Annotated in this window: 8 protein-coding genes; all 8 read right to left on the bottom strand. The window is 72.3% G+C overall.

Annotated elements, in window-relative coordinates:
- Window positions 1-14: 14 nt before the first annotated feature.
- The 8 genes from CHR28_RS06005 to iolB all read right to left on the bottom strand — a co-directional run bounded on the left by CHR28_RS06005 (window position 15) and on the right by iolB (window position 13,210).
- Window positions 15-1,940, bottom strand: a complete 1,926-nt coding sequence (locus CHR28_RS06005) for an AMP-dependent synthetase/ligase (protein ID WP_094052405.1) — start codon at window positions 1,938-1,940, stop codon at window positions 15-17.
- Between the two features lie 111 nt (window positions 1,941-2,051).
- Window positions 2,052-3,551, bottom strand: coding sequence for a vWA domain-containing protein (locus CHR28_RS06000; RefSeq protein ID WP_094052404.1), 1,500 nt, complete (start codon window positions 3,549-3,551; stop codon window positions 2,052-2,054).
- Window positions 3,552-3,700: 149 nt separating this feature from the next.
- On the bottom strand, window positions 3,701-4,567 hold the full coding sequence (locus CHR28_RS05995) for an ABC transporter permease (RefSeq protein WP_094052403.1): 867 nt from the start codon (window positions 4,565-4,567) through the stop codon (window positions 3,701-3,703).
- Window positions 4,564-7,221 (bottom strand): CocE/NonD family hydrolase, encoded by a 2,658-nt coding sequence (locus tag CHR28_RS05990; RefSeq protein ID WP_094052402.1) that lies wholly within the window; start codon window positions 7,219-7,221, stop codon window positions 4,564-4,566. Before CHR28_RS05990 ends, CHR28_RS05995 begins: the two co-directional genes overlap by 4 nt.
- 198 nt (window positions 7,222-7,419) lie before the next feature.
- A complete protein-coding gene (locus CHR28_RS05985; protein ID WP_094052401.1) occupies window positions 7,420-8,808 on the bottom strand; it encodes an APC family permease in 1,389 nt (462 codons plus the stop codon).
- A gap of 198 nt (window positions 8,809-9,006) precedes the next feature.
- On the bottom strand, window positions 9,007-10,509 hold the full coding sequence (mmsA, locus tag CHR28_RS05980; protein WP_094052400.1) for a CoA-acylating methylmalonate-semialdehyde dehydrogenase: 1,503 nt from the start codon (window positions 10,507-10,509) through the stop codon (window positions 9,007-9,009).
- 14 nt (window positions 10,510-10,523) lie between these two features.
- Entirely contained in the window at window positions 10,524-12,401 is a 1,878-nt protein-coding gene (gene iolD / locus CHR28_RS05975; RefSeq protein ID WP_094052399.1) for a 3D-(3,5/4)-trihydroxycyclohexane-1,2-dione acylhydrolase (decyclizing), read from the bottom strand.
- Window positions 12,398-13,210, bottom strand: coding sequence for a 5-deoxy-glucuronate isomerase (gene iolB / locus CHR28_RS05970; protein WP_094052398.1), 813 nt, complete (start codon window positions 13,208-13,210; stop codon window positions 12,398-12,400). The genes iolD and iolB overlap by 4 nt, the downstream gene beginning before the upstream one ends.
- Window positions 13,211-13,215: the final 5 nt, after the last annotated feature.

Raw genomic sequence — 13,215 nt, 5'->3', positions numbered from 1 at the left:
CTGTGCCGGCGGCGTCAGGCCCGGCCCGCGTACAGGGCCTCGATCCGCTCCGCGTACGCGGCCGTCGCCGCCTGCCGTTTGACCTTCAGGGACGGGGTGAGCAGTCCGTTCTCCTCGGTGAAGTCCCCTTCGACCAGGGCGAAGGCGCGGATCGACTCGGCGCGTGAGACGGCCTCGTTGGCGTGGTCCACGGCCTTCTGGACGTCGGCGCGCAGGTCTTCGTCGTGGACGAGTTCGGACAACGGGGTGTCGGCGGGCCGTTTGCGCACCGCGAGCCAGTGGGCGAGGGCGTCGGGGTCGAGGGTGATCAGAGCGGCGACGTAGGGGCGGTTGTCGCCGACGACGAGGCACTGGCCGACGGGCGGGCGGCTGCGCAGGCGGTCCTCCAGGACGGCCGGGGAGACGTTCTTGCCGCCGGTGGTGACGAGGATGTCCTTCTTGCGGCCGGTGATGGTGAGGTAGCCGTCCTCGTCGAGGGAGCCGAGGTCGCCGGTGGCGAACCAGCCGTCGTCCAGGACCTCCCCGGTCGCGGCCGGGTTGTTCCAGTACGCGGTGAAGACGATGCCGCCCTTGACGAGGACCTCGCCGTCGTCGGCGATGCGCACGGCGGTGCCGGGGACGGGCAGGCCGACCGTGCCGGGACGGGGGGCCAGGGGCGGGACGATGGTGGCCGCCGCGGTCGTCTCGGTGAGGCCGTAGCCCTCGTAGACGAGGATGCCGGCCGCGTAGAAGAAGAGGTTGAGCTCGCGGTCCAGGGGGCTGCCGCCGCTGATGGCGTAGCGCAGGCGGCCGCCGAGCTCCTTGCGGATGCGGCGGTAGACCAGCAGGTCGTACAGGGCGTGGGCGGCGCGCAGGCCCGGGCCGGGTCCCTTGCCGCGGCCCAGGAACTCGTTCATGTGGGCCTGGCCAAAGCGGACGGCGATGCGGTGGGCGCGGTCGAAGGAGGAGCCGCGGCCGAGCTTCTCGGCGGTGGCGCGGCCGGTGTCGTGGATCTTCTCGAAGAGGTAGGGGACGCCGACCAGGAACGTCGGGCGGAAGGCGCGCAGGGCCGGGCGCAGTTCGTCGGGTTTGATGCTGGGGCAGTGGCCGACCTCGATGCGGCCCATCAGGCAGGCGATCTGCAGGGTGCGGCCCAGGATGTGTGCGAGCGGCAGGAAGAGGAGCGTGGAGGCGGTCTCGCCGGTGACCTCCTTGAACATGGGGTGCAGCAACTCGACGGTGTTGGCGGCCTCGGCGTGCAGGTTGGCGTGGGTCAGGACGCAGCCCTTGGGGCGGCCGGTGGTGCCGGAGGTGTAGCAGAGGGTCGCGGTCGTGCCGGGGGTCAGGGCGGTGCGGCGCTTGGTGACCTCCTCGTCGGCCACGTCCCGGCCGAGGGCGGTGAGGTCGTCGAGCGCGCCGTCGTCGAGTTGCCAGACGCGCGGGGGCTCGGAGTGGGCGGCCGTGCCGGTCAGGACCGTGCCGGCGTTCGCGGCGGTCTCGGTGACGACGTGGCGGGCGCCCGAGTCGCGGACGATCCACTCCACCTGCTCGGCCGAGGAGGTGGCGTAGACGGGCACGGTCTGGCCGCCGGCGGACCAGATCGCGAAGTCCAGGACCGTCCACTCGTAGCGGGTGCGGGACATCACCGCGACGCGCCCGCCCGGTTCGAGGCCGGCCGCGATCAGGCCCTTGGCCACGGCGGTGACCTCCCGGGCGAAGTCCGCCGCCGTGACGGGCTGCCAGCTGCCGTGCCGCTCGCGGCGCAGGACCACGGCGTCGGGGGCCTCGGCCGCGTTGGTGTACGGGATGTCGGCGATGCTGCCGGTCGTCGGGCGCTGCGCGAGGGGTGCCACACGGGCCTCGCGGACAACGCCCCGCTCGTCCCTGACGGTCTCGGCCCTCGTGCGGAGCGCCAGGTCGGTGCGCTGCTTCGCCCGTTTCAGATCCTTGCGTACGCCCATGACGGCTCCCGGTCGCGGATGAGGCTGACGTGCTGCCGTACTTACTTACTCAGGAGTCAACTTACTCATGCGTAAGGATAGGTCAATGGCCGGGGTCAGGTCAGGCGGCGGTCAGGTCAGGCGGCGTGCGGTGTCGATCGCCTCGGCGAGCCGGCGCAGCTCCTCGTCCGCCGTGTCCTCCGCCAGGTCGTCGGCGTGCCCGGCGAGTTCGCCGAGCCGCGGGGCGCCCGGCACCGAGGGCCCGTCGGGGCCGAGGGCGTCGGCGAAGTAGGCCGCCGTGGCGGTCGTCCGCAGGCCCCGGCCCGCGCTCCAGACCGACGCGTCGAGGGCGTCGGCCTCCAGGTCGCCGGTCTCCTCGTGCGGGGCGCGGGTGGCGGGGTCGAGCCAGCGGACGGTGGCGGTGGCGAGGTGGCCCTCGGCGCCGGGCGCGGTGCGTACGGCGTACAGGGCGGTGACGGTGTGGCCGGGGCCGACCTCGCCGCCGTCGACGCGGTCGTCGCGGAAGTCCTCGTCGGCGACCCGGCGGTTGTCGTAGCCGATCAGCCGGAACTCCTCGACCGTCTCCGGGTCGAAGGCGACCTGGGCCTTGGCGTCGCGGGCGGTGAGGTCGACGTGGCGCGGGAGTTGCTCGCAGAAGACCTTGCGGGCCTCGTCCTCGCCGGACACGTAGACGGTGTGGCCGTCGCCCCGGTCGGCGAGGCGTTCCATGAGGGCGTCGCCGTAGTCGCTGCCGACGCCCACGCCGAAGAGGGTGATGCCGTGCTCGCGGCGTTCGCCGGCGATCTTCTCCAGGATCGTGCCGGCGTCGGTGTCGCCGGTGTTGGCGAGGGCGTCGGAGACCAGCACGACCCGGTTGGTGGCTCCCTCGCGCAGGCCCTCGACGGCCGTCTCGTAGCCGGTCTCGACGCCGGCGCCGAGGTTGGTGGAGTCCTGCACCTCCAGGTCGTCGACGGTGTCCTGGATCTCGTCGCGGTTGCCGTCCAGGCGGGTCATGGGCAGGACGGTCTCGGCCTCGTCGCTGAAGGTGACCAGCGCGACCGAGTCGCCGTCGCGCAGCCGGTCCGTCATCACCGACAGGGACTTCTTGGCGAGGTCCAGGCGGCCGGGTTCGGCCATGGAGCCGGAGACGTCGAGGACGAACGTGAGGGCGGCGGGCGGGCGTTCGCCAGAGCGCTCGGCGGTGCGGGTGGCGAGCCCGACGCGGACCAGGGACCAGTCCTCGTCGTCGGTGCGGGCGCCGTCGACGGTGACCGAGAAGCCGTCGCCGTCGGGGCGTGGGTAGTCCTGGCGGAAGCTGTTGACGAACTCCTCGGGGCGGACCGTCGAGGGGTCGGGCAGCCGGCCGTCGGCGAGGGTGCGGCGGGCGTAGTCGTAGGAGGCGGTGTCGACGTCGAGGGCGAAGGTGGAGAGGTGGCCGGGGTCCTCTCGGTGGTCATGGCGTTCGTCGGTGTCCTGGCCCTCGGCGGGGGCGGGCTGGCCGGCGCTGTAGTCGGGACGGTCGGCCGCCTTGCTGCCGTCGCCGGTGTCGGCGCCCCCGCTGCACGCCGTGAGCAGCAGGCCGCTCGCCGCCGTGAGCGCGAGCAGCGCTGTTCGTGTGCGGAACCGCTCCATCGTCCGTACCCCCTGCTATCCGTCGGCGTCGGCTTCTTGTGACTGTGACGGGGCAGAGGGCCGGAACGTGCGGCACGGGGCGTTGCGGAAGCGTCTCGAAGCGGCCACGGAGGCGTCCTGTCGAGACCGGTGGGTGATCCTCCGTTGACCTAGGAGACGACGTCCTTGCGGGCGAAACCGCGGAAGGCCAGGGCGAACAGCACCAGCGCGTACGTCACGGAGATGGAGGCGCCCTGGATCATGTCCGACCACTCCAGCTGGGGCCGGACGGCGTCGAGCCAGGCGTACTGCCAGTGCGCGGGCAGGAAGTCGCGCCAGTCGCCGAGGGCCGTCACCTCGTCCAGGACGCTGCCGATGATGGTGAGGAACACCGCGCCGCCGACCGCGCCGAGCGGGGCGTCCGTGCGGGTGGACAGCCAGAACGCGAGGGCAGCGGTGACCAGTTGGGACACCATGATGTACGCGACGACGATCAGGATGCGCTGGGCCGCCGTGCCGGTGGACAGGCTGCCGCCGGTGGGCATTTCGAGCGGGCCCCAGCCGTAGGCGGCCGTGCCGACGGCGAGGGCGACGACCGGGAGCAGGACCATCGCCGCGAAGCTCAGGGTGAGTCCGACGGCGAGCTTGGACCACAGCAGCCGGGCCCGTGGCACGGGGGCCGCGAGCAGATAGCGCAGGGAGGACCAGCTAGCCTCCGAGGCGACCGTGTCGCCGCAGAACAGGGCGACGGGGATGACGAGCAGGAAGCCGGCGGCGGAGAAGAGGTTGACCGCGGCGAAGTTCGCCCCGGACGCGGTCGCCGTGTCCATGAGGTTGACGCGGTTGTTGCCGCCGCCCGGGTCGCCGCCGACCTGGAAGGCGATGAGCAGGATGACCGGCAGGGCGAACAGGACGCCGCCCATGACCATCGTGCGGCGCCGCTTCAGCTGCCGGACCAGCTCGACGCGGAAGGGCAGGGTGCGGCCCGCGCGGTAGCCGTCGGCGACCTCGGCGGGCGGCTCGGCGAGCGTGCTCATGCTTCGGCTCCGATCAGGGTGAGGAAGGCGTCCTCCAGGCGGCGGTGCGGGCCGACCGACGTGACCGCGACGTCCAGCCGTACGAGGTCGGCGACCAGGCGCTGCGGGGTGCCGTCGGCGTCGAGCCGGACCAGCAGGCCCTCGTCGACGCTCACGGCCGAGGCGACGCCGGGCAGGGCGGCGACCTTCTCCAGGACGGGCTCGTCCACGGGCGTGGCCGTGCCCACCAGGAGCGTGTCGCCCGAGCCGACGATCTCCGCGACCGGGCCCGCCTGGACGAGCTGTCCGTGGTCCATCACGACCAGGTGGGTGCAGGTCTGCTCCACCTCGGCGAGGAGATGGCTGGAGACGATGACCGTGCGGCCGGCGGCGGCGTAGCGGATCATCACCTCGCGCATCTCGCGGATCTGGGGCGGGTCGAGGCCGTTGGTCGGCTCGTCCAGGATGAGCAGGTCGGGCAGGCCGAGCATGGCCTGGGCGATGGCGAGGCGCTGGCGCATGCCCTGCGAGTAGGTGCGCACGGCCCGGGCGAGGGCGTCGCCCAGGCCCGCGATCTCCAGGGCCTCCTCCAGGTGCGCGTCCTCGGCGGGGCGGCCGGTGGCGCGCCAGTACAGCTCCAGGTTCTCGCGGCCGGACAGGTGCGGCAGGAAGCCCGCGCCCTCGACGAAGGCGCCGACCCGGGAGAGCACCGGGGCGCCCGGCGCGATGGCGTGGCCGAAGACGCGGATCTCGCCGCCGTCGGGCCTGATGAGGCCCATGAGCATGCGCAGGGTGGTCGTCTTGCCGGCGCCGTTGGGGCCGAGCAGGCCGAGCACCTGGCCCTTCTCGACGCGGAAGGAGAGGTCCTTGACCGCGTACCGGTCCGACGCCTTGGCGTAGCGCTTGGTCAGGCCGGTGATCTGGAGGGGGACCTCGGCCAGTGCCTGCTCCGGCGGGGCGGGGGCGGCCGTGCGGCGGCGTCCCGTGACGATCAGGGCCAGGGCGATCACGGCACCGGCCAGGGGCAGCCACCACACCCACGCCGGCAGTGCGTCCTGGCTCTCGCGCTGCCCGAGGGCGGAGGGCACCTTCAGGTCGCCCTTGAGAGAGACGGTGTAGGTCGCCGGGGCGGCCGGGGAGGCGTAGCCGAGGTCCGTGGAGGCGAGGACCAGGCGCAGACGGTGGCCGTCGTCGATCTCGTGGTCGATGGCCGGGAGGGTGATGCGGACGTCCTGGCCGGCCTCGGCGTCCTCGACCCGGACGGGCGTGACGAGCTGGGAGGGCAGCACCTGCTGGGCGGCGCCGCCGGGTCCGACGTCGTAGAGCTTGGCGAAGAGCACGGCGTCGTCGCTGGTGGACTTCACGTGGACGGTCGCGGTGGGCGAGCCGGTGATCTGGAGGTCCTCGCGCTGCGGCGCCGACTCGAACGCGGCGAACTGGCCGGGGAAGTCGAGGGAGACGCCGATGCCGAGCGAGGAGAGCTGACTGAGGCCGCCGGCACCGCCGAGGCCGGGCAGGGCGGAGACGCCGGGCGGGCTGGCGCCGGGCGGGTTGGCGAAGCTCTGCTCGCGGCCGGTCAGGGCGACGGAGGTCGGCTTGCTCTCCAGGCCCGGGTAGCGGTCCGCGGTGACGCCGGCCAGGCGGGGTTCGCCGTCGCCGGAGCCCGTGCCGAGGGTGCGGGTGACGCGGAAGGCGGGGCCGGTGTCGACGCCCTTGTCGTCCTTCAGGTAGCGGTCGAACCAGGTCTTCACGCGGTCCTGGACGCGGCCGGTCTCCATGTCGCCGCCGTCATGGCCGCCGGCGATCCAGTCGACGTCGACGGGGGCGCCGTTGGCGCGGATCGCCTTCGCGGCCAGGTCGGCCTGGCCGAGCGGGAAGAGCGAGTCGGACTGGCCCTGCAGCAGCAGCGTCGGCACCTTGATGTCCTTGCCGACGACGGACGGCGAGCGCTGCTGAAGCGTCTCGCGCGCCTCGGCGTCGGGCGTGCCGGACTCGGCGACCCGCTCGTACATCCGGCACAGCGCCGGTTCGAACTTCTCGCAGCCGCCGCCGGAGTTGACGAAGATGCCCGCCCACAGCTTCTTGAACACGCCGTTCGGGAAGAGGGCGTCGGCGAGGTTCCAGTACGTGATGGCCGGGGCTGTCGCGTCCACGCGCTGGTCGTGGCCGGCGGCGAGCAGGGCGATGGCACCGCCGTAGGAGGCGCCGGCCATGCCGACGCGCGGGTCGCCCTTCTTGTCGAGCTCGACCTGGGGCTGTGTCGCGAGCCAGTCGAGGAGCTTCGAGACGTCGGCGACCTCGCCCTCGGGGTCGTTCAGGCCGATCTTCCCGGTCGACCCGCCGAAGCCGCGGGCGGACCAGGTCAGGACCGCGTAGCCGTCCCGGGCGAGGTCCTCGGCCTGCTGCCGGACGTCCTTCTTGCTGCCGCCGAAGCCGTGCCCGAGCAGGACGGCGGGGCGCCGTCCGTCGCCGCCGGAGGTGAAGAAGGAGGTGTCGACGCGCACGCCGTCCACGGTGTCCAGGAGCCGGTCCGTGCGGTGCACCGGGGGCGCTTCGTCGCCGGCGACGGCCGTCCATGTCCCCGCGCCCGCGAGCACGACGACGGCGGCCCCGGCGGCGAGGAGCCGCCGGGGCCTCCGAAGCAGCCCGTTCAGTCCGGGCAGTCGAAGATCCATGCGTCAACGGTACGGGGTGAACCTGTCGATGAGTTGTCGACCGGAGACCGAAGTACGGGGCCTTCCAGGGGTGTACACGGAGTCTTCGGCGTACTGCGGGTGGTGTACGGCTTCGAGCTCGGCGGGGGCTGTGCGTTGCCGGGTGCGGGTGCTCGGGGGCTGTTCGCGCAGTTCCCCGCGCCCCTTGCGGGCGTCCCCTCACTCCTCCGGTACCGACACCAGCCAGCGGGTCTCCGGGTGCGGGCGGAGGTACAGGGCCCAGTACAGGGTGGCCGCCGCCGTGATGCCGCCGGCCCAGAGCAGGTACGCCGGCTCTTGCTGGATGAGGATGTAGACCAGGACCACGATCAGCAGGAGCGGGGCCGCGGGCCACAGGGGCATGCGCCAGGCCGGGGTGTGGCGGTGGGTGCCGCGGCGGGAGAGCAGGGCGGCGACGGCGACCAGCAGGTACATGCCCGTCACGGAGACGCCCGTGACGCCGTACAGGGTGTCCAGGTTCACGAAGCACAGGGCCGCGCCGGGGACGCCGACGGCGAGGGTCGAGACCCAGGGGGAGCCGAAGCGGCCGAGGCGGGAGAAGAGGGAGTTGACCGGGGCGGGCCAGGCCTTGTCGCGGGCCGAGGCGAACAGCACGCGGGAGTTCTGGATGACCATGACGATCCCGGCGTTGATGATCGCCAGGGCCACGCAGAGGCTGACGAACGTGCCGACGGCCGAGTCGGACCAGGCGGTGACCATGGTGGAGATGTCGCCACCGGTCAGGGCGGCCAGGTCGGGGGCGCCGACGGTGATGGCCGCGACCGGGACCAGGATGATCACGGCGGAGATGGCGAGGGTGGCCAGGACGGTACGGGCCACCGAGCGCCGGGGGTTCTCCAGTTCCTCGGAGAGGTAGACCGCCGTGGAGAAGCCCTGCGTGACGAACAGGGCGATCGCGAGGCCGGAGACCACCAGCAGGGCCGTCACCGTGTCGGGGGCGCCGTCCGGGCCCGCCACCTGCATCGAGACCAGGCTGCCGGCGCCGCGCTCGGCGTGCGTGAAGCCCAGGACCGCCACGACCGCGGCCGCGATGACCTCCAGGACCAGGAAGACGCCGGTGATCCAGGCGTTGGCCCGCAGGTCGAGCAGGCCGGCGAGGGTGGCGAGGAGCATCACCGAGGCGCCCGTCCAGGACGGGTCGAGGTGGACCAGCGGGGCCAGGTAGTCGGCCGTGCCCATCGCGATGACCGGCGGGACGATCATCACGACCAGCAGGGACAGCACGAAGACCAGCCAGCCGGCGAGGCGCCCGGCCAGCGTCGAGACCATGGCGTACTCGCCGCCGGCGCTGGGGACGAGGGTGCCCAGCTCCGAGTAGCAGAACGCCACGGCGATACAGAGCAGGGAGCCGACGGCGATCGTCAGGGCCGTGGCGGTGCCGAGCGAGCCGAACAGGTCCGGGACGACCACGAACAGCGTGGAGGCCGGGGTGACGCAGGAGAGGGTCAGGAGGGTGCCGCCGACGACTCCGATGGAGCGCTTCAGCTTCTTGGGGCCGCCCGACGCCTGCGCGACGGCGGCCTCGACAGGGGTGAGGGTGTCGGTCACGTGAGGGATGCAACATCGACGGAAACCATCACGTCAATGGCTGTTTGCCTACGAAATCCGTTGTGAACTGGCGATCTTGCGCGCGTTAACGTTGCGTCAACGCTTCCACGGCACGGATTCGGCGGGTGCGGGAATCGCAGGCCCGGCGCGCAAAAAAGTGGGGCCGTCCGCGATGCGGACGGCCCCTGGCACCCGGTGTCAGTGGTTGCGCGGGAAGCCCAGGTCCACGCCCGCCGGGGCGTCGGCCGGGTCCGGCCAGCGGGTGGTGACGACCTTGCCGCGGGTGTAGAAGTGCGTGCCGTCGTTGCCGTAGATGTGGTGGTCGCCGAAGAGCGAGTCCTTCCAGCCGCCGAAGCTGTGGTAGCCGACGGGGACCGGGATCGGGACGTTCACGCCGACCATGCCGGCCTCGACCTCCAGCTGGAAGCGGCGGGCCGCGCCGCCGTCCCGCGTGAAGATCGCGGTGCCGTTGCCGAACGGCGAGGCGTTGATCAGGTCCAGGGCCTCCTCGTAGGTCTCCGTGCGCAGCACGCACAGGACCGGGCCGAAGATCTCGTCCTGGTAGGCCTTGGCGGACGTGGGGACCTTGTCGAGCAGGGAGATGCCGATCCAGTGGCCGTCCTCGTGGCCGTCGACGGTGTAGCCGGTGCCGTCCAGGACGACCTCGCAGCCCTCGGCCGCCGCGCCCTCGACGTAGGACGCCACCTTGTCGCGGTGGACCTTGGTGATCAGCGGGCCCATCTCCGACGCCGGGTCGTCGCCCGGGCCGATCTTGATCTTCTCGGCGCGCTCGCGGATCTTCTCCACCAGTTCGTCGCCGATGGCGCCGACCGCGACGACCGCGGAGATGGCCATGCAGCGCTCGCCGGCGGAGCCGTAGGCGGCCGAGACGGCAGCGTCGGCCGCCGCGTCCAGGTCGGCGTCCGGCAGGACGAGCATGTGGTTCTTGGCGCCGCCGAGCGCCTGGACGCGCTTGCCGTTGGCCGAGGCGGTGGTGTGGATGTAGCGGGCGATCGGGGTCGAGCCGACGAAGGAGACGGCCTTGACGTCCGGGTGCTCCAGCAGGCGGTCCACGGCCACCTTGTCGCCGTGGACGACGTTGAACACGCCGTCGGGCAGACCGGCCTCCGCCAGCAGCTCGGCGAGGCGGACCGAGGCCGACGGGTCCTTCTCCGACGGCTTCAGCACGAACGTGTTGCCGCAGGCGATGGCGATGGGGAACATCCACATCGGCACCATCGCCGGGAAGTTGAACGGCGTGATGCCCGCGACCACACCGAGCGGCTGGCGGATCGAGGAGACGTCGACGCGGCTGGCGACCTGTGTGGACAGCTCGCCCTTCAGCTGCACGCTGATGCCGCAGGCCAGGTCGACGATCTCCAGGCCGCGGGCGACCTCGCCGAGGGCGTCGGAGTGCACCTTGCCGTGCTCGGCGGTGATCAGCTCCGCGATCTCGTCGCGGTGGGCGTCCAGCAGCGCCCGGAACCTGAAGAGGATGGAGGTCCGCTGGGCCAGCGATGACTGGCCCCAGGTGGCGAAGGCCTCCTTGGCGGCCGCGACCGCCGCGTCCACCTCGTCGACCGAGGCGAACGCGACCTTCGTGGTGACCTCGCCGGTCGCCGGGTTGGTGACCGGCCCGTGCGTGCCCGAGGCGCCTTCGACGGTCTTGCCGCCGATCCAGTGGTTGACGATCTTCGTCATGGCCGGGAACTCCTTCACAGATGGCGGCGTCGGGTGGAGACGTGCCGTTCGTACAGCTCACGTGCCTTGACCGCGGACGGCCGTGTCGCGGTCTCGGCCACGGGTACATCCCACCAGGCCTGCGCGGGGGGCGCGCCCGACACTGTGTCTGCCGTTTGGGTCTCCACGTAGACACATGTGGGAGTGTCGGCGGCCCGGGCCTCGGCGAGGGCCTCGCGCAGGTCCCGCACGGTCTTGGCGCGCAGGACGCGCATGCCCAGGCTGGCGGCGTTGGCGGCGAGGTCCACGGGCAGCGGCGGGCCGGTGTACGAGCCGTCCTGCGACGGGTAGCGGTAGGCCGTGCCGAAGCGCTCGCCGCCGACCGACTCGGACAGGCCGCCGATGGAGGCGTAGCCGTGGTTCTGGATGATCAGCACCTTGATCGCGACGCCCTCCTGCACGGCCGTGACGATCTCCGTCGGCATCATCAGGTACGTGCCGTCGCCGACCAGGGCCCACACCGGCCGGTCCGGGGCGGCCAGCTTCACGCCGATCGCGGCCGGGATCTCGTAGCCCATGCAGGAGTAGCCGTACTCCAGGTGGTACTGGTCGCGGGACCGGGTCCGCCAGAGCTTGTGCAGGTCGCCGGGGAGGGAGCCGGCCGCGTTGATCAGGATGTCCGACGCGTCGACGAGGGCGTCCAGGGCGCCGAGGACCTGGGGCTGGGTGGGGCGGGTGTCCGGTTCGTCCACCTCGTAGCAGGCGTCGACGCGCTGCTCCCAGCGCTCCTTGTCCTCGGTGTACTCGGTGGCGTAGGTGCCCGCGACCCGGTACGCGTGCAGGCGCAGGGCCCCGGTGAGCTCCTGCAGGCCGCTGCGGGCGTCCGCGACGAGGGGCTGCCCGGCGAGCTTGTGGCCGTCGAAGGGCGCGATGTTGAGGTTCAGGAACCGCACGTCCGGGTGGGCGAAGAGGGTGCCGGAGGCCGTGGTGAAGTCGGTGTAGCGGGTGCCGACGCCGATCACCAGGTCGGCGGTGCGGGCCAGTTCGTCCGCCGTGGCCGTGCCGGTGTGGCCGATGCCGCCGACGTCCTGGGGGTGGTCGTGGCGCAGGGAGCCCTTGCCGGCCTGGGTCGAGGCGACCGGGATGCCGGTGGCCTCGGCGAACTCGGCGAGCGCCTCCTCGGCGCGGCTGTGGTGGACGCCGCCGCCCGCGACGACCAACGGGCGCTTCGCCGCGCGGATCGTGTGCACCGCGTCCATCAGCTCCGTCGGGTCGGGGCCGGGCCGCCGGACGGTCCAGGTGCGCTCGGCGAAGAACTCCTCGGGCCAGTCGTACGCCTCGGCCTGGACGTCCTGCGGCAGGGCGAGGGTGACGGCGCCGGTCTCGACGGGGTCGGTGAGCACGCGCATCGCGTTCAGCGCCGAGGGGATCAGGGCCTCGGGGCGGGTGATCCGGTCGAAGTACCTGGAGACCGGGCGCAGACAGTCGTTGACCGACACGTCACCCGCGTACGGCACCTCCAGTTGCTGCAGGACCGGGTCGGCGGGGCGGGTGGCGAAGACGTCGCCGGGCAGGAGCAGCACCGGCAGGTGGTTGATGGTCGCGAGGGCCGCGCCGGTGACCAGGTTGGTGGCGCCCGGGCCGATGGAGGTCGTCACCGCGTGCGTGGACAGGCGGTTGGACTGGCGGGCGTAGCCGACCGCCGCGTGCACCATGGCCTGTTCGTTGCGGCCCTGGTGGAACGGCATCCGCCCGGCGTGCTCCAGCAGCGCCTGGCCGAGGCCGGCGACGTTGCCGTGGCCGAAGATGCCCCAGGTGGCGCCGATGAGCCGCCGGCGGGCGCCGTCGCGCTCGGTGTACTGGGCGGCGAGGAAACGGACCAGCGCTTGTGCGACGGTCAGACGGGTGGTCATCGGTACCCCTCCGTGTGGTCCGGGTGGAAGCAGATCCGCCATTCCCGCGTCTCCCCCGGCCCGGCCATCACGTTCAGGTAGTACATGTCGTGGCCGGGCTGGGCGATCGACGGGCCGTGCCAGCCGTCGGGGACGAGGACGGCGTCGCCGGAACGGACCTCCGTGAGGACGTCGGATCCGCCCTCACGCGAGGGGAATACGCACTGATAGCCGAAACCGTTCGGGCCGTCGATCTCGAAGTAGTAGATCTCCTCCAGTTCCGACTCCTCGCCGGGCCGGTGCTCGTCGTGCTTGTGCGGCGGGTAGGAGGACCAGTTGCCGCCGGGCGTGATCACCTCGACCGCGATGAGTCGGTCGCAGTCGAAGGCGTCCGCGGAGGCGAAGTTGCGGACACGGCGCAGGCAGGTGCCGCTGCCGCGTTCCTCGACGGGGACCTCCGGCGCGGGGCCGTAGCGGGCGGGGAGTTGTCGCTCGCACTTCGCTCCTGCCAAAGCAAAGCGGCCTCCCGCGCCGGAGGCGATCTGGACCCGGGCGTCCCGGGGCGCGTACGCGAAGTCGGTGACCGACGCGAACACGTCCTGGCGGCCCGAGAGGGGGAACTCCTCGTCTTCCACGCGCACCGTGCAACCGCCCTGCAGCGGCAGCACGATCCACTCGCTGTCGCCGGTGGTGAAGGTGTGCGTGCCGTCCGGCGGGAGCTCCACGATCCGCAGGCTGCTGTGCGTCCAGCCGGCCCGCTTGGGGTCGATGTCCAGGACGTAGTTCACACCGGTGGTGGTGCCCTTGGGGACGTACAGCTCACTGGTCATGAAAA

The sequence above is a fragment of the Streptomyces sp. XY006 genome (genome assembly GCF_002237655.1).
Taxonomy (GTDB): domain Bacteria; phylum Actinomycetota; class Actinomycetes; order Streptomycetales; family Streptomycetaceae; genus Streptomyces; species Streptomyces levis.
Note: the sequence above shows the minus strand (reverse complement) of the source record. Positions and strands in the feature narration are given on the sequence as shown.

Bases quoted from the DNA above. Each gene is read 5' to 3' on its own strand.
- CHR28_RS06005 (WP_094052405.1), bottom strand. From the start codon at position 1,940: ATGGGCGTACGCAAGGATCTGAAACGGGCGAAGCAGCGCACCGACCTG.
- CHR28_RS06000 (WP_094052404.1), bottom strand. From the start codon at position 3,551: ATGGAGCGGTTCCGCACACGAACAGCGCTGCTCGCGCTCACGGCGGCG.
- CHR28_RS05995 (WP_094052403.1), bottom strand. From the start codon at position 4,567: ATGAGCACGCTCGCCGAGCCGCCCGCCGAGGTCGCCGACGGCTACCGC.
- CHR28_RS05990 (WP_094052402.1), bottom strand. From the start codon at position 7,221: ATGGATCTTCGACTGCCCGGACTGAACGGGCTGCTTCGGAGGCCCCGG.
- mmsA (WP_094052400.1), bottom strand. From the start codon at position 10,509: ATGACGAAGATCGTCAACCACTGGATCGGCGGCAAGACCGTCGAAGGC.
- iolD (WP_094052399.1), bottom strand. From the start codon at position 12,401: ATGACCACCCGTCTGACCGTCGCACAAGCGCTGGTCCGTTTCCTCGCC.
- iolB (WP_094052398.1), bottom strand. From the start codon at position 13,210: ATGACCAGTGAGCTGTACGTCCCCAAGGGCACCACCACCGGTGTGAAC.